Annotated in this window: 8 protein-coding genes, 4 tRNA genes and 6 rRNA genes; 3 read left to right on the top strand and 15 right to left on the bottom strand. The window is 40.0% G+C overall.

What is annotated here, in order from left to right:
• Positions 1–97: 97 nt before the first annotated feature.
• Both BUE84_RS02125 and BUE84_RS24185 read left to right on the top strand, forming a co-directional pair.
• Complete coding sequence (locus BUE84_RS02125; RefSeq protein ID WP_079240304.1) at positions 98–3,238, top strand: UvrD-helicase domain-containing protein; 3,141 nt, start codon at positions 98–100, stop codon at positions 3,236–3,238.
• Positions 3,239–3,380: 142 nt separating this feature from the next.
• Positions 3,381–3,602: a hypothetical protein gene (locus BUE84_RS24185; RefSeq protein ID WP_145953195.1), complete on the top strand. Its 222-nt coding sequence runs from the start codon at positions 3,381–3,383 to the stop codon at positions 3,600–3,602.
• 75 nt (positions 3,603–3,677) lie between these two features.
• Here BUE84_RS24185 and BUE84_RS02120 read toward each other — a convergent pair whose 3' ends face one another.
• From BUE84_RS02120 to BUE84_RS02100, 5 genes are all read right to left on the bottom strand, one after another.
• Positions 3,678–4,187: a ferritin gene (locus BUE84_RS02120; RefSeq protein ID WP_002981834.1), complete on the bottom strand. Its 510-nt coding sequence runs from the start codon at positions 4,185–4,187 to the stop codon at positions 3,678–3,680.
• 127 nt (positions 4,188–4,314) lie between these two features.
• Positions 4,315–4,764, bottom strand: a complete 450-nt coding sequence (locus BUE84_RS02115; protein WP_079240303.1) for a hypothetical protein — start codon at positions 4,762–4,764, stop codon at positions 4,315–4,317.
• A gap of 186 nt (positions 4,765–4,950) precedes the next feature.
• The gene (locus BUE84_RS02110; protein WP_079240302.1) at positions 4,951–5,943 is read right to left on the bottom strand and encodes a hypothetical protein; all 993 of its coding nucleotides are present in this window, start codon (positions 5,941–5,943) and stop codon (positions 4,951–4,953) included.
• Positions 5,944–6,082: 139 nt separating this feature from the next.
• Positions 6,083–8,734: a 4-alpha-glucanotransferase gene (locus tag BUE84_RS02105; protein ID WP_079240301.1), complete on the bottom strand. Its 2,652-nt coding sequence runs from the start codon at positions 8,732–8,734 to the stop codon at positions 6,083–6,085.
• 126 nt (positions 8,735–8,860) lie between these two features.
• On the bottom strand, positions 8,861–10,027 hold the full coding sequence (locus tag BUE84_RS02100; protein WP_079243834.1) for a T9SS type A sorting domain-containing protein: 1,167 nt from the start codon (positions 10,025–10,027) through the stop codon (positions 8,861–8,863).
• A 421-nt stretch (positions 10,028–10,448) separates the two neighbouring features.
• Here BUE84_RS02100 and BUE84_RS02095 point away from each other — a divergent pair, with 421 nt between their 5' ends.
• Entirely contained in the window at positions 10,449–10,685 is a 237-nt protein-coding gene (locus BUE84_RS02095; RefSeq protein WP_079240300.1) for a hypothetical protein, read from the top strand.
• Position 10,686: 1 nt separating this feature from the next.
• Here BUE84_RS02095 and rrf (BUE84_RS02090) read toward each other — a convergent pair.
• From rrf (BUE84_RS02090) to BUE84_RS02045, 10 genes are all read right to left on the bottom strand, one after another.
• Positions 10,687–10,794 (bottom strand): 5S ribosomal RNA (gene rrf / locus BUE84_RS02090).
• Between the two features lie 126 nt (positions 10,795–10,920).
• Positions 10,921–13,677 (bottom strand): 23S ribosomal RNA (locus BUE84_RS02085).
• 153 nt (positions 13,678–13,830) lie between these two features.
• A tRNA-Ala gene (locus tag BUE84_RS02080) sits at positions 13,831–13,904 on the bottom strand.
• 82 nt (positions 13,905–13,986) lie between these two features.
• A tRNA-Ile gene (locus BUE84_RS02075) sits at positions 13,987–14,060 on the bottom strand.
• Positions 14,061–14,252: 192 nt separating this feature from the next.
• Positions 14,253–15,769 (bottom strand): 16S ribosomal RNA (locus BUE84_RS02070).
• Positions 15,770–16,956: 1,187 nt separating this feature from the next.
• Positions 16,957–17,064 (bottom strand): 5S ribosomal RNA (gene rrf / locus BUE84_RS02065).
• A gap of 126 nt (positions 17,065–17,190) precedes the next feature.
• A 23S ribosomal RNA gene (locus BUE84_RS02060) occupies positions 17,191–19,947 on the bottom strand.
• Positions 19,948–20,100: 153 nt separating this feature from the next.
• Positions 20,101–20,174, bottom strand: a tRNA-Ala gene (locus tag BUE84_RS02055).
• A gap of 82 nt (positions 20,175–20,256) precedes the next feature.
• A tRNA-Ile gene (locus BUE84_RS02050) sits at positions 20,257–20,330 on the bottom strand.
• A 192-nt stretch (positions 20,331–20,522) separates the two neighbouring features.
• Positions 20,523–22,039: ribosomal RNA gene (locus BUE84_RS02045) — 16S ribosomal RNA — on the bottom strand.
• Together the 16S, 23S and 5S rRNA genes with 4 tRNA genes alongside form the textbook arrangement of a ribosomal RNA operon.
• Between the last annotated feature and the right edge of the window lie 251 nt (positions 22,040–22,290).

The following is a 22,290-nucleotide window of genomic DNA, read 5'->3' as shown; positions in this document are numbered from 1 at the left end:
TTTAATTTTTACCTTCTAAACTGTTAAATCAGCTAATTAAATTGTTAAAATTTCTTTTAAATTTTAGCTAACTTGCAGTCTCAATTCTCTTTCAACAATGCAAAATTCTTACACAGTCATCAATGCTTCTGCCGGATCTGGGAAAACATATGCCCTGGTACAAAGACTTCTGATGATCTGTCTCCGCTATCCTAATCAACAGCAGTCGATCAGGAATATTCTCGCACTGACTTTCACCAATAAGGCAGCGAATGAGATGAAGGAAAGAATTTTATCCTGGCTGGGAAATTTCTCAGCTAAAGAATATACTGAAAATACAGATCTTAAAAATATCCAGAAAGCATTTGAAGAACGAGGTTTGAAAATTACCATTGATGAGCTTCATCACCGTTCTAAAAAACTACTGGATTACGTTCTCCACAATTATTCCACACTGAATATCGGAACGATTGACCGTTTTAACTCAAGATTGGTAAGAAGTTTTTCTTATGAATTGGGACTGGCGAAAAATTTTAATCTTGAAATTGAAGCTGAGCCGTTTCTGATAGAAGCTGTTGATAAAATGCTGGATCAGATTGGTGAGAATGAAAACATCTCCAATTCTTTCATGGATTATGTAGATTATAGTCTTGAAAATAACGAAAGGATTAATCTTAATAAAAATCTTTATGATTCTGCGAAGGAATTTGTAAAGGATATTCACTACGAACATCTGAAAAGCAATAAAAGTTTTGACGATGCCAATTATGAGAATATAAAGAATACACTTCGTAAAGAGATTGTTCTCAATAAAAAACAGTCTGCAGAACTGGCTGCCGGTTCTATTGAATTATTCAAATCAAGAAATATTGATATTGAAGATTTTGCTCAGGGTAAAAACGGAATCGGAGGCTTCTTTACTAAGGTTATAGATTTTTATCAACAGAAAAGAGCTGGTTTTCCTTTTCCTACAACTCAGGAAGAATCTGTTATCAACAATTATAGAAAAGGAGCATCTTCAAAATCGAAACATAAAGAAGCTGAAATTTTCGAAATCCTTGATCAGCTTCTCGACAACAGAATGAAACTTATTCTTCTGTACATCGAGACCCAAAAGAAAGAGAAAGTTTTATCTGCTCTTCTTCCTTTAAAGGTAAATAAAGATATTCAGGATGAGCTCCAAAAGATTGAGGAAGAAAATGATCTTGTTCTTCTTTCTAAATTCAATATTCTGATCAATGAAAATCTTAAAAATGAACCTTCGGCTTTTATTTATGAAAAAGTAGGTTCACAGTTTCAGCATTATTTCTTTGATGAGTTTCAGGATACGTCAGAACTGCAGTGGCAGAATTTTGTACCGCTGAGAGATCACAGTGTTTCTACGGAATACACTTCATTTACATTGGTAGGTGATCCCAAGCAGAGTATTTACAGATTCCGTGGTGGAGAAAGTAAATTGATGCTGGACATTATCAACAAAAAGGAGTTTTCACCTAAGGAAGCAGATCTTCTGGTATTAAAAGATAACTGGAGAAGTGCCAGAAACATTGTACAATTCAACAATGAGTTGTACCGTTTTCATTCGGAAGGGCTACTGGAAGAGCATAAAAATATTTTCGGAGCAGATGCAGAGCAAAATCCAAAGTCTAAAATGGATGGACGTGTAAAGGTAAATCTGATTGAAAATCTTACGAATGAAGAATTTTACACTGATACTTCAGAAAGAATGCAGAAGGATATCCAGGAATGTCTGGATAATGGTTTCAAGTTTTCTGACATTACGATTCTTTGCCGTGGAAATTTTGATATTTTCAGTTATTCTCAAAAGCTGGGAAGCTTAAAGGTTAAGTATAAAGGAGAAGAAACGAATATTAAAACGATTTCAGATAAAGGGCTTACGCTGGAACTTTCCAATACCTTAAAAGCGGTTATTGAATTTCTTCGCTGGGAACTCAATTCTAAGAATAAACATTGTCTGATCATGATGATGTATCATCTGAATACATTGGGAAAAATTGATATGCCGGATTTCACTTTAGGAATGAAAGAAATTCTGGATATTGAAGGACATGAAGAAATTCTGCAGTTTATTAAGCAAAAATATTCACTACAGCTTAAACAGGACAACTTCCCGAGATTCAATCTTTATAATTTCATTGAATATTATATCAACGAATTTTCTGTTGAAAACAAAGAAACAGACTTTTTACTGAACTTTCTGGAAATGCTTTTCAACTTCACGCAGAATGCAGGAGCCAGTACCAAAGAGTTTTTGAAATATTGGGATGAAGAAGCTTCGTCATACACTATACAGGCTTCAGAAAACATTGATGCCATCCAAATCATGACCATTCACAAGTCTAAAGGTCTGGAATTTCCCATTGTTTTTATTCCTATGATGAATAAAAACCGTGACAGTGAATTTACCAACTGGTTTGATACGAATGAAAGTGAAGCATTAAAATCAGTGAATATCAATCAGTTCAGCAAAAATCTGGAAGCTTATGATGATGAAATTCTGTTTTTCAATACTAAAAACTCTTATAAAAACCTGATTGACAGATTATGTCTTCAATATGTTGCGACAACAAGACCTGTTGAACAATTGTTTTTTTATCTTCAAAAGGCCAATAAGACTTCTAATAATCTGGAGCTTTTGGAATTCCTTCAAACAAAAAATACAGAACAGGCTGATGAGTTTGACGTGTATGCCGTAAATTCTGAGATGCTGAGGAAATACTCAAAAGAGAAGAGTTCCTCCTTCAAAACCCAGAATATTGAGAATCTGAAGAACGTTAATGAAAAAAGTACTTCTATCAAGATTGCAACACCTTCAAAAAACTATCAGGTACGAAATGAAAAGGTAAGAATCGGACTTTTTGTACATGAACTTTTGTCGAAAATCAATACCGAAAAAGATATAGTGAAAGTATTGGACGGATATGCGTTGGAAGGGCAGATTACACTGGAGGAAAAAAATGAGATACAGCTTACGCTACAGGAAATTGTCAGAACCTATGCAGAATTCTTTGATGAAAAATGGGAAGTAATCAATGAAAAAGATATCATGATTTCTGAAAGAGGAGAAAGCCATATATTCAGGCCAGACCGTATTCTAAAGGATGAAGAAGGCTATATCATTGTTGATTTCAAAACCGGTGAACAAAAAGCAAAGGATGAAGCACAGGTAGAAGGATATAAAAATATTCTTGAGCGTCTGGGTAAAAAAGTTCTCAAGACCCAGATTATTTATCTATAAAAGCCTATAATTTAAACATCCCCAAAAGGTTAATATCATAATTCTTGTAAAAAACCCTTCAAAATATAAAAGGTTTTATTATTTTTATTCAGTACGAATAAAATATAGTCTTTGATTATATTTTGATTACAACTAACTAACCATGAGAATATATTTAACTTCCTTTTTAATAAGTCTGATCATGATGTTGTTTTCTACAGTGGTCACTTACAATATTATTGATTGTTTAGATCCGCCTGTTGAAGATGGTCATTACTATTTGCCTACTGAAAATATTGTAAACTCATTGTTTCTAAGCTTTGTATTGGGAGCCGTAATTTTTATTTCTGCGGTGAGAATGCAAAGGCAAAAGTACAAGCCATAACTATTTTGTTATCCTACCATAAAAAAACCGCTATCCTTGAAGATAACGGTTTTATATTTTAAAGAATTTTCAATCTTAAGCGGTTGTATCGGGAGTAAATACTCTCTGAGACAATTCCTGATCAAAAAGGTATAATGCAGATGGATTATCGCATACCATTTTGATTTTTGTTACGTATTGAGAAGCACTTGCTTCTTCTTCTACCTGTTCGTTGATAAACCATTGTAGAAATGATGTTGTTGCAAAATCTCCCTCTTCGTTTGCATTTTTTACAATATTGAAAATACTTTTAGTTACGATTTTCTCATGTGCTAATGCTTTTTCAAAAATATCTGTTGCATTTTCGAACTCATGGGGTGGTTTTGGAATTTCTCCGATGATAATTTCACCTCCTACATCATTCAAATAATCAAACATTTTATCTGCATGCATCAATTCTTCTTTGCTCTGTACTCTGAAATAGTTGGCAATTCCATCCAGATCTTTTCCAGAAAACCATGCAGACATTGAAAGATAATATTGAGCGGCGTATTGTTCGTGGGCAATTTGTTCGTTAATTAATTTTGCAATTTTTTCGCTAACCATAAGTATTAAATTTATAGTCAAAAATAGGGAATAAAAGCCCGAAATCAAAAGTTTTAAAGAAAATTAATACAAAAAGGATGGAAAACGATCCATCCTTAACACATTAAAAAACTAAAATTACAAACTGTTATTTTACTTCAGCAGTTCCCGTATTCATTGGCTTTTTCATCATTCTTCTTTCTTTCATTGCCATTTTCATTTTTTCTGCTTTAGCTTTTCTGTCAGCCTGCCATTTATCATATTGATCAGGAGTAAGGATTTTTTTCATATCAGTATCCATTTGTGCTCTTTTGGCCTGCATTTCCTGCATTTTAGCTTGTCTGTCTACCTTATTTTTGTCGAACTCCGCCTTCATTTCAGCTTTTCTTCTATCCTGAAGTGCCTTTATCTGAGCTACCTGAGATGGGTTAAGATTAAGGTCTTTTTGCATTTGGTCTAAACGTTCCTGCTGTTTCTGTTCCATTTTCTGCTTCATTTCAACCGCTCTGGCCTGTCTGTCTTGTGGAGTTGTAGTCTGTTGTGCCATTGCAAAACCTCCCATTCCGATAAATGCTATTGCTAAAACTAATTTTTTCATCTTTTTAAAATTTAATTAATTGTTATTTTGTTATTATATCTTTTTGATTATTAATTAAAATACAAGTTAAATTGATAAATTCATAAATAATGTTAAATTTTAATAAAAATAAAATAACAAAACAATAAAAAAAGGACAGATTATAAAAACCTGCCCTTCACACCACTTAAATATAATATATGAAAATTAATTCCTTACTAAACTGCCTCTAAAACCGCCACCGCTATTACCACGATTTTCTTGTCTTGGTGCAGAATTTTCAGATTTTTGTCTGAAACCTCCATTATTTCCTCTGAATCCGCCATTATCTTCTCTTTTAGGAGCTTCTCTTCTTACTTCACTGTTTCCTCTGAAACCGCCTCCATTATTATTTCTGAAGCCTCCGTTATCGGAATTTCCTCTGTTTCCTCCATTATCAGAATTCCCTCTAAAGCCGCCTTCATTGCTATTTCTGAAACCACCATTACTATCATTTCTGAAACCGGAATTATTATTTCCGTTATTTCCACGGAAACCTCCTGAGTTTCCATTATTTCGTGTGTTTCTGAAACCGTTATCTGGTCTGCTGTCTCTTCTGATGATATCAAAAGTAGGATTATCCATTCTGCGGAATCTTGATCGGTCTACCCTGTAAATATTGATATTAATATTTCTATATCTTGGCATTACAGTATATCTCGGTACATAATAAGTTCTTCTGTAATTCTGAAAATACACTATCGGACTGGATCCTCTGTAATAGTTATTCTGGAAAACTACAAATACTCTTGGTCCTAAGATTCTTTCTAAAGCATAAAACCTGTCATAATACCATCTGTCCGGATTATATCTGTAAAAATTATTCCATGCTGTAAAACTTGCATACAGATTATTTAATCTCATAATCTGATCTACCTGCCATCTGTTTAATCTGTTCTGTACGAAAAATCCGTTCCAGTCTATATTAATAATACTTCCTCTGTAGTCGTTATAATAGCTTTGGTAATAATTACTTGGATAATAGTCCTGAGGATAATTGTAATAATAATCGTCAGGGAAATAATTCCTATCATCTTGATCACTGTAATAACCTCCATCATTCTGATAATAACCATCATCATCCCAACCATTATTCGGATACTGCTGCGCTGACGTTAAAACGCCTAACCCAAAAGCTAATCCCAAAAATATTTTTTTCATCTCTATAGTCGTTAATTGGTTAATATATAGCAGAATATCTTAATTCTATCTTTTTGATACAAATAAAAAAAAGAAGTTAAATCATAAGATCAAACTTCTTTTAAATTATTCATAACAAACTGATAATCAATTGTTAAATTTACACCCTTCCACTATCTTTTACCCAGTGAGCAATTTTATTGTTGAAAGACTTCTGCTCTTTAAGGTCTTCAAGTTTTATATGCATTCTGTAGCGCCAATAATGTGGAAAAACTGCAGGATTGTTGATTCTTTCGTTATCCATTTTCTTATTGGTAAGCTCTGCATCTGTGGCCAGAAACTCCTGAATCGGGAAAATAGCCAGCATAGCCTCATTATATAAATGCTGCTTCATAATGATTTCTGCAAGATGAGGATTGAGATCTTCAGGAGCTTTTCCGTACTGTATCAGCTGTTGGTTGTAATATTTCTGTGTCAATACAGGATCTTCTTTCCACCATTGTCTCAATGTTGAACTGTCGTGAGAAGAAGCTGTCACCACATTCATATAATTGGCATTCTTAGGATTATAGAATGGAATATTTTCAGAAGGCATTCTTTGTACTTTAAGGGCTATAATAGCCAATTCATCCATCACAATGGGTACGCAGGCAGGAACCATTCCCAGGTCTTCACCGCAGATCAGCATTTTAGTAGCATTCAGGATAACCGGAAGTTTCTCCATAGCCTTTTCAAACCATAAGTGATCCTGTCTTCTGAAGAAATAATCATGGTACAGATCATAAATACTTTTCTGCTCTGATTCAGGAAGGTATTGATAAGATTCCGTATTGTAAACATTGAATCTCGGGTGATAAACTGTTTTTCCATTTCTTTCCTCCGTTAAAAACAAAACATTGGCGCACAAGGAAACTAATTTTTCTTCAATAGAACCATGTGGCTTTTTCCTAAAGAAGTTAACGAGTTTTCTTTGAGTATCAAATTCTTCTTTGAAAGTATAAGTACCATTTTCATTACGGTTCATAAACTCAAGAGCTTTTCCGCTTTCTTCCCCAAAATAATCCCATAAGATCTTATTGTTGATAAAAGGTTTACAGTACCTGTCAAAATTGAACGGAATCTGCCAGGCTTTAAATTCATCCGCTACAATAGGAACAGCCGGATAAAAGTACCCTAAAATTCCCTGTACAGCAGAAATTGGCATTCTCCATATTCTGAAGAACCCTAAAATATGGTCAATTCTCATGGCATCAAAATACTGTTCAAGTGCTTTGAATCTGTTTTTCCACCATTTGTAATCGTCTGCTTTCATCGCTTCCCAATTGTATGTTGGGAACTCCCAGTTTTGGCCCAGTTCCGTAAACTGGTCAGGAGGTGCACCAGCCTGGAAATCCATACCGAATAATTCCGGTTCTGTCCAGGCTTCTACAGAATATCTGTAAATACCAATGGGAAGATCTCCCTTCAACGAAACTCCCAGGTTATGGGCATAATCAACAGCATCTTTCAGCTGTACATGCAATTGATATTGTACCCAGGCATGAAGCATTGAGGTATCGTAATCTTTATTTTTCGTTGTAAAAAACTGTAAGATCTTTCCTGCAATATACTTTTTATGAGTCTTCCAATCATTGAAATTAGGTGTTTTATATTTGTCTCTCAAAACACAGAACGCAGAATAAGGAACAAGCCAATATTCATTATCCTTGATGAATTTCTTGAAATTTCTGTCTTTATAAATTTTATCCTTTTCCTTGTTGAAAACAGCGGTAAGATATTTCCACTTGCCCTCTATCACCTTTTCATAATCAATCAGATCCAAAGAGTTTAACTTCTCTTTTTCAGACAGATATTCTTTAACTAATTCTTTCGGTAAAGAATAATCAAGGCTTTCTAAAGAGATATACTGTGGATGCAAAGCATATACTGATACAGCTGCATAAGGATAAGAATCTGTCCAGGAATAGTTAGCCGTTGTATCATTGATCGGAAGAATCTGAATAATTCCAAGATTAGTTTCCTTGGTCCAATCTGCCAGTTTTTTAATATCTGTAAATTCTCCCACTCCAAATCCGTCTTCGCTTCTCAAAGAGAATACGGGAATTGCTACACCGGCATCATGATACATCTGATATCCTTTAAACCTGAAATAATGATTGGAAACAACCTGCAAAACATCAGATAATTGGTTAGCTACCGTGAATCTGTTTTCTCCGGTTTCTACGTCTATAACCCTATTTTCTTTAGTATCGTAAATACAATATTTAAATTGGATAAATTCATTCTCCGGAATTTCAACGGAAACTTCCCACATTCCAAAATCTGTTTGATTCAAATGAACCACTTTTTCGTAGCTCCAGTTTCCTAAAGATGCTGTACTCCCGAAAAGAACAATCCTCCAATCCGGATTATAAATAGGAGCTTCTATTCTAAAGAGATGGGTATGTTTTTTTAAAACGGTTACTTTATCGGGAACAAAATCATGCAGTTTATTGTAAAGGATTTTATTGTTTAAATAATTCTCAGGAAAGTTTTTGTTATTCCATTCATCAAAAATGATAAATTCCTTATAATTATGTGGAAAACTCAAATGATGTCCCACGAATTCTTCCCTTAATACATTTCCTTTTTCGTTCACTACCCGATAATGATAGGAAATGAATTTTGAAAAGTAGTCTACTTCACATTTCCATAAGCCATTCTCCGCATAAAACATAGTATGGATATGTAAGGTATTCTCCTCTTCACCAAATACCAGCTGCAGGTTTTCTCCAGCATTTACAATATATCCTACATTAAAGTATAGTTTCATCTATATTTTTTTATAAAAGTACATTTTAATATCGAAAAATAAAACTTATTGGATATCAAATAATCATTAAAAAACCCTCTCAAAATAATTTGAAAAGGTCTTTATATGCTGATTTATAGCACTCTATTATCTTGTTACTAAAATCTTTTTATTGAATATAATCTTTCCAGATTCGTCAGCAATATTTACAATATAAGCTCCTGTTACCAATCCTTTAAGATATACCTTTTCATCTAATGAACCCTCTTTCACAGATAAGTTCTGAGTCATCACACTTTTGCCTGCCATATCAAAAATGTTCAGTTTAATGGAACCTTTTACATTGTTATTAACATGAACGTTGATATAGTGTTCATCAACTCTTGTCGGATAAATATCAAGATTAGCAGCCAGAGTATTTACTGTTGAAGATTTATCATTAGCAAAATATTTACTTGCTAAATCATAAATATGAAGTCCTTGTTCTCCCGGAAGTTGTTTAGCCTGTAAAGTTGTCAGATCAACCTCGTATAAAGCACCTCCTTTTGCACTAGCTACAACAACTTTTCCTTGAGCGTTTACAGCAGAACCATTGACTGAATAGTTATCAGGAATACCTGCAATTTTACCGATAAATTTAGCTTTCAGATCTTTAGTCACAACTTTGAAAACATTTCCTGAAGCGGCAAAAACATAGAAGTTATTATCTGCATCAGCAATCATATCACCTCCAAAACCGGTTTCCATTGCAGTAAATGAATTTCTGCCATTTGAAGGATCGTCTTTAATGATTCCTAGATCATTTACATTGTATTGTCCGGCTTCTTTTCTGATTTCTAAAAACTGTGTCCCTGCATTATTTACAGCATAAATATTTCCGTTATATCCGGTTGCCATTCTTGTAATATGAGAATTAATATCACATGATGATACTCTTGCCACATTATTTTCCACTAAGGTAATTTCTTTTGTCTTTGGATTCAAAATATAAATATTCGAAGAAAACATAGGCATGTATACCAGATTATTATTCGAAGAATCATAGGCAAGAGCAGCTAATGTTACGGCTTGAGAATGATTGTAAGAATTTTTATCTTCTGCTACAACACCTTTTCTTGTTTGGGAAAATACTTTGGCTGCAGAATCTGCTGTAAAATACTTCTCTCCTGAAGTACCGTTAATCCCATCAATTGCACGGAAATCATTGAAAGTAATACTCTGACTCTCTTTTCCTGTAATCGCAAAGAAATCCTGTTGAGCTTGTGCATTCACACCTAATAGCAGTAAAAATAAAGGGAATAAATGTTTTTTCATAGTATATATCTTTAGATTCGTATTCATTTGATATTACTAAGTTACACAATTTTCGAATTAAAAAATAAAAAATCCCCGCTATTTGAATAAAAGTTAACTAATGATTTCAGAGTAATATAGATAAATGGATGGGTAATGAGTAATGGGTAATAAGAGGAGCTGTATCCCGCTATCCATTTATACTCCTCGCGCCTGCACGCTCCCACGCTCAGACCCACCCACTCGCCAATCCAAGCTGCGGGGTAACCATTACTATCGGGGCTAGGAGAAAGTCAATTATGAATTATAAGTTGGGGGATTCGATTTAAGAATGATCAGTTTTATATCGTGAGGTTTAATAGTTCCGATTATGTCATTCCGTAGGAATCTAGCACATTTATTAGAGTCTAAAGAATTCAAAGGATAAACTACAGAATTTCAAATGGATTGTTTAGACTCCTACGGAGTGGCAGACTGGATTACATTAAAGATAGTATTGAAGGTAAAGACGGGAAGCAGGAAGCTTGAAGCTGGAGGCATAAAGACAACGGAGATTAGTCATAGTGACTTATTATCTATTACTCATTGCTCATTGCTGATTACTTATGTGTCTGTTGGTGTAGGTATACAACAAAAAAACCTTTATCGTAAAGATAAAGGTTTTTTAAAAATAAAATAAAAACTGGCGGCGGCCTACTCTCCCGCGTTAGCAGTACCATCGGCGCTGGTGGGCTTAACTTCTGTGTTCGGAATGGGAACAGGTGAGCCCCACCGCTAAAACCACCCTAAAGGTTGTATATAGCTTTAAGCATTAGGACTGAAGCCTGAAGCTTATTGCGTTTTTAAGCGATAAAAACTTTCACAAAGACAAAACCTTCACTGCGCATAAAGCACTTGGTTTATTAGTAACCATAGACTATAAATCTACGGGTAATTAGTACTACTTGGCTATGACATTACTGTCTTTACACCTATAGCCTATCAACGTCGTCATCTACAACGACCCTTAAAAGATGTCTCATCTTGAGGCGAGTTTCGCACTTATATGCTTTCAGTGCTTATCTCTTCCAAACGTAGCTACTCAGCGGTGCACCTGGCGGTACAACTGATACACCAGAGGTTTGTTCAATTCGGTCCTCTCGTACTAGAATCAAGCCCTCTCAAACATCTAACGCCCGCAATAGATAGAGACCGAACTGTCTCACGACGTTCTGAACCCAGCTCGCGTGCCACTTTAATGGGCGAACAGCCCAACCCTTGGGACCTTCTCCAGCCCCAGGATGTGACGAGCCGACATCGAGGTGCCGAACCTCCCCGTCGATGTGAGCTCTTGGGGGAGACTAGCCTGTTATCCCCGGAGTACCTTTTATCCTATGAGCGATGGCCCTTCCATACGGAACCACCGGATCACTATGTCCTGCTTTCGCACCTGATCGACTTGTAGGTCTCACAGTCAAGCACCCTTATGCCATTACACTCTACGCACGGTTACCAAGCGTGCTGAGGGTACCTTTGAAAGCCTCCGTTACTCTTTTGGAGGCGACCACCCCAGTCAAACTACCCACCACGCAATGTCCTTCTAAAAGAAGTTAGGCTCCAAGTAAGTAAAGGGTGGTATTTCAACGTTGGCTCCACAAACACTAGCGTGCCTGCTTCAAAGCCTCCCACCTATCCTACACATTACTTACTCAAAGTCAATACGAAGTTATAGTAAAGGTTCACAGGGTCTTTTCGTCCCATTGCGGGTAATCGGCATCTTCACCGATACTACAATTTCACCGAGCTCGTGGCTGAGACAGTGCCCAGATCGTTACACCATTCGTGCAGGTCGGAACTTACCCGACAAGGAATTTCGCTACCTTAGGACCGTTATAGTTACGGCCGCCGTTTACTGGGGCTTCAGTTAATGCCTTCGATTTAACTCTAAGCACCTTCCTTAACCTTCCAGCACCGGGCAGGTGTCAGACCCTATACAGCATCTTTCGATTTAGCAGAGTCCTGTGTTTTTGATAAACAGTCGCCTGGGCCTCTTCACTGCGGCCAACATTGCTGTTGGCGTCTCTTCTTCCGAAGTTACGAGACTATTTTGCCTAGTTCCTTAGCCACGACTCACTCGAGCACCTTAGGATTCTCTCCTCGACCACCTGTGTCGGTTTTGGTACGGGTTGCTTCACTTCGGCTTTTCTTGGATCAGATTACACTACAGCAGCTTCGCCCGAAGGCTAGGCCTTGACTATTCCGTCAGTCTCCAGCAGCTACATCCAACCGTCCCCTTTATTCGTGAGCAAGTATGGGAATATTAACCCATTGTCCATCCACTACCCCTTTCGGGTTCGCGTTAGGTCCCGACTAACCCTCAGCTGATTAGCATGGCTGAGGAAGCCTTGGTCTTTCGGTGAGCAGGTTTCTCGCCTGCTTTATCGTTACTTATGCCTACATTTTCTTTTCTATCCGCTCCACAATACCTCACAGTACTGCTTCGGCGCAAATAGAATGCTCTCCTACCAGATGTATCTAAAATACAAATCCATAGCTTCGGTAATATGTTTATGCCCGATTATTATCCATGCCGGACCGCTCGACTAGTGAGCTGTTACGCACTCTTTAAATGAATGGCTGCTTCCAAGCCAACATCCTAGCTGTCAATGCAGTCCAACCGCGTTGTTTCAACTTAACATATATTTTGGGACCTTAGCTGTTGGTCTGGGTTCTTTCCCTCTCGGACATGGACCTTAGCACCCATGCCCTCACTGCCGTAGAACATTTATTAGCATTCGGAGTTTGTCAGGAATTGGTAGGCGATGAAACCCCCGCATCCAATCAGTAGCTCTACCTCTAATAAACTTATATACGACGCTGCACCTAAATGCATTTCGGAGAGTACGAGCTATCTCCCAGTTTGATTGGCCTTTCACCCCTACCCACAGGTCATCCGAAGACTTTTCAACGTCAACCGGTTCGGTCCTCCACTCTGTGTTACCAGAGCTTCAACCTGCCCATGGGTAGATCACAAGGTTTCGCGTCTAATCCTACTAACTATGCGCCCTATTCAGACTCGCTTTCGCTCCGGCTCCGGTACTTAATACCTTAACCTCGCTAGTAAAATTAACTCGTAGGCTCATTATGCAAAAGGCACGCCGTCACAGCTGTATGCTGCTCCGACCGCTTGTAGGCGTACGGTTTCAGGTTCTATTTCACCCTTCTATTCGAAGTGCTTTTCACCTTTCCTTCACAGTACTTGTTCACTATCGGTCTTTCAGGAGTATTTAGCCTTGGAGGATGGTCCCCCCATATTCAGACAGGATTTCACGTGTCCCGCCCTACTCATTTATCATCTTAATATGCCTTTCATATACGGGGCTATCACCCTCTACGGCTGTTCTTTCCAGAACATTCTATTAAACATAAAAAGACTTTTGGGCTAATCCGCTTTCGCTCGCCACTACTTACGGAATCTCTTCGATTTCTTTTCCTCCGGGTACTTAGATGTTTCAGTTCTCCGGGTTTGCTCCTCTTACGAGGTGACATGTCTTCAACATGCCGGGTTGCCCCATTCGGATATCTGCGGATCAATTCGTGTGTGCCAATCCCCGCAGCTTTTCGCAGCTTACCACGTCCTTCGTCGCCTCTGAAAGCCTAGGCATCCGCCATACGCCCTTAACGATTTCTTTCCTATTGGTTACTCAAGCGCTTTATGCGCTCGGTTTTCTCTTTGTGATGTCTTTACCGTTAATGTCAATGATCTTAATTTCTTTCTTTCAAACTGATGAACAAATGTTGTTTTTGGCTCCATTCGTAACTTTTAAATCAGTCGTCCAAAACTGTGGAGAATAAGGGAGTCGAACCCTTGACCTCCTGCGTGCAAGGCAGGCGCTCTAGCCAGCTGAGCTAATTCCCCCTCTAGTTGCTGCTAGCTTTTGGCTTGTTGCTTTTGGCTTAATGCCTCTAGCTATAAGCTATTTGCTATCCGCTTTAATTAGTAGTCTCGGGCAGGCTCGAACTGCCGACCTCTACATTATCAGTGTAGCGCTCTAACCAGCTGAGCTACGAGACTTTTTATGAGTAATGGGTGATGAGTAATAAGTAATACTTTTCCTCTTCTTCATTTCTCAATCTCTTCCCTATACTAATTTCTAGTGGGTTTTGTATTTTTATATATCAACCAAACAAAAAACTAAAGCTATACTTTAAGTAAGTATAATGTATCTTACGATACTGATTTTGTTTAACGTCTTAAGACGCTCTAAAATGAGATGTTCCAGCCGCACCTTCCGGTACGGCTACCTTGTTACGACTTAGCCCTAGTTACCTGTTTTACCCTAGGCAGCTCCTGTTACGGTCACCGACTTCAGGTACCCCAGACTTCCATGGCTTGACGGGCGGTGTGTACAAGGCCCGGGAACGTATTCACCGCGCCATGGCTGATGCGCGATTACTAGCGATTCCAGCTTCATAGAGTCGAGTTGCAGACTCCAATCCGAACTGAGACCGGCTTTCGAGATTTGCATCACTTCGCAGTGTAGCTGCCCTCTGTACCGGCCATTGTATTACGTGTGTGGCCCAAGGCGTAAGGGCCGTGATGATTTGACGTCATCCCCACCTTCCTCTCTACTTGCGTAGGCAGTCTCACTAGAGTCCCCAACTTAATGATGGCAACTAGTGACAGGGGTTGCGCTCGTTGCAGGACTTAACCTAACACCTCACGGCACGAGCTGACGACAACCATGCAGCACCTTGAAAAATGTCCGAAGAAAAGTCTATTTCTAAACCTGTCATTTCCCATTTAAGCCTTGGTAAGGTTCCTCGCGTATCATCGAATTAAACCACATAATCCACCGCTTGTGCGGGCCCCCGTCAATTCCTTTGAGTTTCAAACTTGCGTTCGTACTCCCCAGGTGGCTAACTTATCACTTTCGCTTAGTCTCTGAAGCTTGCGCTCCAAAAACGAGTTAGCATCGTTTACGGCGTGGACTACCAGGGTATCTAATCCTGTTCGCTCCCCACGCTTTCGTCCATCAGCGTCAGTTGTTGCTTAGTAACCTGCCTTCGCAATTGGTGTTCTAAGTAATATCTATGCATTTCACCGCTACACTACTTATTCCAGCTACTTCAACAACACTCAAGACTTGCAGTATCAATGGCAGTTTCACAGTTAAGCTGTGAGATTTCACCACTGACTTACAAATCCGCCTACGGACCCTTTAAACCCAATAAATCCGGATAACGCTTGCACCCTCCGTATTACCGCGGCTGCTGGCACGGAGTTAGCCGGTGCTTATTCGTATAGTACCTTCAGCTAGATACACGTATCTAGGTTTATCCCTATACAAAAGAAGTTTACAACCCATAGGGCCGTCGTCCTTCACGCGGGATGGCTGGATCAGGCTCTCACCCATTGTCCAATATTCCTCACTGCTGCCTCCCGTAGGAGTCTGGTCCGTGTCTCAGTACCAGTGTGGGGGATCACCCTCTCAGGCCCCCTAAAGATCGTAGACTTGGTGAGCCGTTACCTCACCAACTATCTAATCTTGCGCGTGCCCATCTCTATCCACCGGAGTTTTCAATATTAAATGATGCCATTCAATATATTATGGGGTATTAATCTTCCTTTCGAAAGGCTATCCCCCTGATAAAGGCAGGTTGCACACGTGTTCCGCACCCGTACGCCGCTCTCAAGATTCCGAAGAATCTCTACCGCTCGGCTTGCATGTGTTAGGCCTCCCGCTAGCGTTCATCCTGAGCCAGGATCAAACTCTCCATTGTATGTTTGTCTGACTCACTCAAAGTTTTTAACGCTTTAGTTTTTCCTTACTTGGTTGTTATATTGTATGTCAATGATCTTTATATCTTTCGCTTTTTAACGCAGCAATCTTTCTGTCAGTGTTGCTCCGTATTTGCGAGTGCAAAAGTAAAACTTTATTTTTAATTGACCAAATGTTTTTGAAGAAAATTTTAAAGTTTTTTAAGTAACCTTAATCCTTCCAAAACCCTCAATCCATCTACTCCTGCGCTCCCTCTAATTGGGACTGCAAAGATAATAACTATTTTTTAACTGACAACTTTTTTTGTAAAAAAAATTAAAGTTTTTTTTCGTCCTTATCTTATGAAGTAGTTTATGTTTCTGCCTTTCTAAAGGCGCTTCTGCGCTACTGAATGTATTTCGTTTTTCAGTGGGGCAAAGATAGAAACTTATACCATACCCCGCAACTTTATTTAACTTAAAAACACCAAATGTGGAAAACTATTATCATATCTATTTATTATTCAATTATTTAAATAATAATTATATTTATCCACAATTAGTGCTAATAGACTTGAATAAATGGTATTACTGTATAAAAGCTAGATTCTCTGTTCTAAACTTAATAATGATAAACTGAGATATATTAAGTGCTACTATTATATTTTTTAGATTAGTATTGTTTTAGAATAATCAAAAAATATGGATGGCTTCTTTATGAATTGCAAAAGATATTAAAGCATGAATGTAAAGACGTAATAAAGAACAATGGTAAGAATATATGAAAACAGAAGAATGTAGTTCATCTGCACTTTGTAACAAAATCAATATTTATAAGAAGGAAAATAGAAGTGGAAGTGGAACTAAATCAAAAACTAATATATTTTGGTTTTTAGAAATATAAATATTGTTCTTGATAATTTAAGATTTTACGATTAAGTTTTTATTAGACTCCTACGGAGTGACAGGATTTGGCTGGAATAAAGAATAGTATTGAAGGTAAAGACCAATTGTTAGTTAAAGCATGGAAAAAAGAGGGCTGGAAGCAGGAAGCTGGAAGCTGGAGGCATAAAGACAACGGAGATTAGTCATAGTGACTTATTATCTATTACTCATTACTCATTGCTGATTACTTATGTGTCTGTTGGTGTAGGTATACAACAAAAAAACCTTTATCGTAAAGATAAAGGTTTTTTAAAAATAAAATAAAAACTGGCGGCGGCCTACTCTCCCGCGTTAGCAGTACCATCGGCGCTGGTGGGCTTAACTTCTGTGTTCGGAATGGGAACAGGTGAGCCCCACCGCTAAAACCACCCTAAAGGTTGTATATAGCTTTAAGCATTAGGACTGAAGCCTGAAGCTTATTGCGTTTTTAAGCGATAAAAACTTTCACAAAGACAAAACCTTCACTGCGCATAAAGCACTTGGTTTATTAGTAACCATAGACTATAAATCTACGGGTAATTAGTACTACTTGGCTATGACATTACTGTCTTTACACCTATAGCCTATCAACGTCGTCATCTACAACGACCCTTAAAAGATGTCTCATCTTGAGGCGAGTTTCGCACTTATATGCTTTCAGTGCTTATCTCTTCCAAACGTAGCTACTCAGCGGTGCACCTGGCGGTACAACTGATACACCAGAGGTTTGTTCAATTCGGTCCTCTCGTACTAGAATCAAGCCCTCTCAAACATCTAACGCCCGCAATAGATAGAGACCGAACTGTCTCACGACGTTCTGAACCCAGCTCGCGTGCCACTTTAATGGGCGAACAGCCCAACCCTTGGGACCTTCTCCAGCCCCAGGATGTGACGAGCCGACATCGAGGTGCCGAACCTCCCCGTCGATGTGAGCTCTTGGGGGAGACTAGCCTGTTATCCCCGGAGTACCTTTTATCCTATGAGCGATGGCCCTTCCATACGGAACCACCGGATCACTATGTCCTGCTTTCGCACCTGATCGACTTGTAGGTCTCACAGTCAAGCACCCTTATGCCATTACACTCTACGCACGGTTACCAAGCGTGCTGAGGGTACCTTTGAAAGCCTCCGTTACTCTTTTGGAGGCGACCACCCCAGTCAAACTACCCACCACGCAATGTCCTTCTAAAAGAAGTTAGGCTCCAAGTAAGTAAAGGGTGGTATTTCAACGTTGGCTCCACAAACACTAGCGTGCCTGCTTCAAAGCCTCCCACCTATCCTACACATTACTTACTCAAAGTCAATACGAAGTTATAGTAAAGGTTCACAGGGTCTTTTCGTCCCATTGCGGGTAATCGGCATCTTCACCGATACTACAATTTCACCGAGCTCGTGGCTGAGACAGTGCCCAGATCGTTACACCATTCGTGCAGGTCGGAACTTACCCGACAAGGAATTTCGCTACCTTAGGACCGTTATAGTTACGGCCGCCGTTTACTGGGGCTTCAGTTAATGCCTTCGATTTAACTCTAAGCACCTTCCTTAACCTTCCAGCACCGGGCAGGTGTCAGACCCTATACAGCATCTTTCGATTTAGCAGAGTCCTGTGTTTTTGATAAACAGTCGCCTGGGCCTCTTCACTGCGGCCAACATTGCTGTTGGCGTCTCTTCTTCCGAAGTTACGAGACTATTTTGCCTAGTTCCTTAGCCACGACTCACTCGAGCACCTTAGGATTCTCTCCTCGACCACCTGTGTCGGTTTTGGTACGGGTTGCTTCACTTCGGCTTTTCTTGGATCAGATTACACTACAGCAGCTTCGCCCGAAGGCTAGGCCTTGACTATTCCGTCAGTCTCCAGCAGCTACATCCAACCGTCCCCTTTATTCGTGAGCAAGTATGGGAATATTAACCCATTGTCCATCCACTACCCCTTTCGGGTTCGCGTTAGGTCCCGACTAACCCTCAGCTGATTAGCATGGCTGAGGAAGCCTTGGTCTTTCGGTGAGCAGGTTTCTCGCCTGCTTTATCGTTACTTATGCCTACATTTTCTTTTCTATCCGCTCCACAATACCTCACAGTACTGCTTCGGCGCAAATAGAATGCTCTCCTACCAGATGTATCTAAAATACAAATCCATAGCTTCGGTAATATGTTTATGCCCGATTATTATCCATGCCGGACCGCTCGACTAGTGAGCTGTTACGCACTCTTTAAATGAATGGCTGCTTCCAAGCCAACATCCTAGCTGTCAATGCAGTCCAACCGCGTTGTTTCAACTTAACATATATTTTGGGACCTTAGCTGTTGGTCTGGGTTCTTTCCCTCTCGGACATGGACCTTAGCACCCATGCCCTCACTGCCGTAGAACATTTATTAGCATTCGGAGTTTGTCAGGAATTGGTAGGCGATGAAACCCCCGCATCCAATCAGTAGCTCTACCTCTAATAAACTTATATACGACGCTGCACCTAAATGCATTTCGGAGAGTACGAGCTATCTCCCAGTTTGATTGGCCTTTCACCCCTACCCACAGGTCATCCGAAGACTTTTCAACGTCAACCGGTTCGGTCCTCCACTCTGTGTTACCAGAGCTTCAACCTGCCCATGGGTAGATCACAAGGTTTCGCGTCTAATCCTACTAACTATGCGCCCTATTCAGACTCGCTTTCGCTCCGGCTCCGGTACTTAATACCTTAACCTCGCTAGTAAAATTAACTCGTAGGCTCATTATGCAAAAGGCACGCCGTCACAGCTGTATGCTGCTCCGACCGCTTGTAGGCGTACGGTTTCAGGTTCTATTTCACCCTTCTATTCGAAGTGCTTTTCACCTTTCCTTCACAGTACTTGTTCACTATCGGTCTTTCAGGAGTATTTAGCCTTGGAGGATGGTCCCCCCATATTCAGACAGGATTTCACGTGTCCCGCCCTACTCATTTATCATCTTAATATGCCTTTCATATACGGGGCTATCACCCTCTACGGCTGTTCTTTCCAGAACATTCTATTAAACATAAAAAGACTTTTGGGCTAATCCGCTTTCGCTCGCCACTACTTACGGAATCTCTTCGATTTCTTTTCCTCCGGGTACTTAGATGTTTCAGTTCTCCGGGTTTGCTCCTCTTACGAGGTGACATGTCTTCAACATGCCGGGTTGCCCCATTCGGATATCTGCGGATCAATTCGTGTGTGCCAATCCCCGCAGCTTTTCGCAGCTTACCACGTCCTTCGTCGCCTCTGAAAGCCTAGGCATCCGCCATACGCCCTTAACGATTTCTTTCCTATTGGTTACTCAAGCGCTTTATGCGCTCGGTTTTCTCTTTGTGATGTCTTTACCGTTAATGTCAATGATCTTAATTTCTTTCTTTCAAACTGATGAACAAATGTTGTTTTTGGCTCCATTCGTAACTTTTAAATCAGTCGTCCAAAACTGTGGAGAATAAGGGAGTCGAACCCTTGACCTCCTGCGTGCAAGGCAGGCGCTCTAGCCAGCTGAGCTAATTCCCCCTCTAGTTGCTGCTAGCTTTTGGCTTGTTGCTTTTGGCTTAATGCCTCTAGCTATAAGCTATTTGCTATCCGCTTTAATTAGTAGTCTCGGGCAGGCTCGAACTGCCGACCTCTACATTATCAGTGTAGCGCTCTAACCAGCTGAGCTACGAGACTTTTTATGAGTAATGGGTGATGAGTAATAAGTAATACTTTTCCTCTTCTTCATTTCTCAATCTCTTCCCTATACTAATTTCTAGTGGGTTTTGTATTTTTATATATCAACCAAACAAAAAACTAAAGCTATACTTTAAGTAAGTATAATGTATCTTACGATACTGATTTTGTTTAACGTCTTAAGACGCTCTAAAATGAGATGTTCCAGCCGCACCTTCCGGTACGGCTACCTTGTTACGACTTAGCCCTAGTTACCTGTTTTACCCTAGGCAGCTCCTGTTACGGTCACCGACTTCAGGTACCCCAGACTTCCATGGCTTGACGGGCGGTGTGTACAAGGCCCGGGAACGTATTCACCGCGCCATGGCTGATGCGCGATTACTAGCGATTCCAGCTTCATAGAGTCGAGTTGCAGACTCCAATCCGAACTGAGACCGGCTTTCGAGATTTGCATCACTTCGCAGTGTAGCTGCCCTCTGTACCGGCCATTGTATTACGTGTGTGGCCCAAGGCGTAAGGGCCGTGATGATTTGACGTCATCCCCACCTTCCTCTCTACTTGCGTAGGCAGTCTCACTAGAGTCCCCAACTTAATGATGGCAACTAGTGACAGGGGTTGCGCTCGTTGCAGGACTTAACCTAACACCTCACGGCACGAGCTGACGACAACCATGCAGCACCTTGAAAAATGTCCGAAGAAAAGTCTATTTCTAAACCTGTCATTTCCCATTTAAGCCTTGGTAAGGTTCCTCGCGTATCATCGAATTAAACCACATAATCCACCGCTTGTGCGGGCCCCCGTCAATTCCTTTGAGTTTCAAACTTGCGTTCGTACTCCCCAGGTGGCTAACTTATCACTTTCGCTTAGTCTCTGAAGCTTGCGCTCCAAAAACGAGTTAGCATCGTTTACGGCGTGGACTACCAGGGTATCTAATCCTGTTCGCTCCCCACGCTTTCGTCCATCAGCGTCAGTTGTTGCTTAGTAACCTGCCTTCGCAATTGGTGTTCTAAGTAATATCTATGCATTTCACCGCTACACTACTTATTCCAGCTACTTCAACAACACTCAAGACTTGCAGTATCAATGGCAGTTTCACAGTTAAGCTGTGAGATTTCACCACTGACTTACAAATCCGCCTACGGACCCTTTAAACCCAATAAATCCGGATAACGCTTGCACCCTCCGTATTACCGCGGCTGCTGGCACGGAGTTAGCCGGTGCTTATTCGTATAGTACCTTCAGCTAGATACACGTATCTAGGTTTATCCCTATACAAAAGAAGTTTACAACCCATAGGGCCGTCGTCCTTCACGCGGGATGGCTGGATCAGGCTCTCACCCATTGTCCAATATTCCTCACTGCTGCCTCCCGTAGGAGTCTGGTCCGTGTCTCAGTACCAGTGTGGGGGATCACCCTCTCAGGCCCCCTAAAGATCGTAGACTTGGTGAGCCGTTACCTCACCAACTATCTAATCTTGCGCGTGCCCATCTCTATCCACCGGAGTTTTCAATATTAAATGATGCCATTCAATATATTATGGGGTATTAATCTTCCTTTCGAAAGGCTATCCCCCTGATAAAGGCAGGTTGCACACGTGTTCCGCACCCGTACGCCGCTCTCAAGATTCCGAAGAATCTCTACCGCTCGGCTTGCATGTGTTAGGCCTCCCGCTAGCGTTCATCCTGAGCCAGGATCAAACTCTCCATTGTATGTTTGTCTGACTCACTCAAAGTTTTTAACGCTTTAGTTTTTCCTTACTTGGTTGTTATATTGTATGTCAATGATCTTTATATCTTTCGCTTTTTAACGCAGCAATCTTTCTGTCAGTGTTGCTCCGTATTTGCGAGTGCAAAAGTAAAACTTTATTTTTAATTGACCAAATGTTTTTGAAGAAAATTTTAAAGTTTTTTAAGTAACCTTAATCCTTCCAAAACCCTCAATCCATCTACTCCTGCGCTCC

It is taken from the genome of Chryseobacterium indologenes (genome assembly GCF_002025665.1).
In the GTDB taxonomy this organism is placed as follows: domain Bacteria; phylum Bacteroidota; class Bacteroidia; order Flavobacteriales; family Weeksellaceae; genus Chryseobacterium; species Chryseobacterium metallicongregator.
The sequence above is the reverse complement of the archived record's forward strand: the minus strand, read 5'-3'. Positions and strand labels throughout refer to the sequence as shown.

What these genes read in the sequence shown, in the direction of transcription:
- BUE84_RS02105 (WP_079240301.1), bottom strand. Translation starts at nt 8,734, where the DNA reads ATGAAACTATACTTTAATGTAGGATATATTGTAAATGCTGGAGAAAAC.
- BUE84_RS02115 (WP_079240303.1), bottom strand. Translation starts at nt 4,764, where the DNA reads ATGAAAAAATTAGTTTTAGCAATAGCATTTATCGGAATGGGAGGTTTT.
- BUE84_RS02120 (WP_002981834.1), bottom strand. Translation starts at nt 4,187, where the DNA reads ATGGTTAGCGAAAAAATTGCAAAATTAATTAACGAACAAATTGCCCAC.
- BUE84_RS02125 (WP_079240304.1), top strand. Translation starts at nt 98, where the DNA reads ATGCAAAATTCTTACACAGTCATCAATGCTTCTGCCGGATCTGGGAAA.
- BUE84_RS24185 (WP_145953195.1), top strand. Translation starts at nt 3,381, where the DNA reads ATGAGAATATATTTAACTTCCTTTTTAATAAGTCTGATCATGATGTTG.
- BUE84_RS02100 (WP_079243834.1), bottom strand. Translation starts at nt 10,027, where the DNA reads ATGAAAAAACATTTATTCCCTTTATTTTTACTGCTATTAGGTGTGAAT.
- BUE84_RS02110 (WP_079240302.1), bottom strand. Translation starts at nt 5,943, where the DNA reads ATGAAAAAAATATTTTTGGGATTAGCTTTTGGGTTAGGCGTTTTAACG.
- BUE84_RS02095 (WP_079240300.1), top strand. Translation starts at nt 10,449, where the DNA reads ATGGATTGTTTAGACTCCTACGGAGTGGCAGACTGGATTACATTAAAG.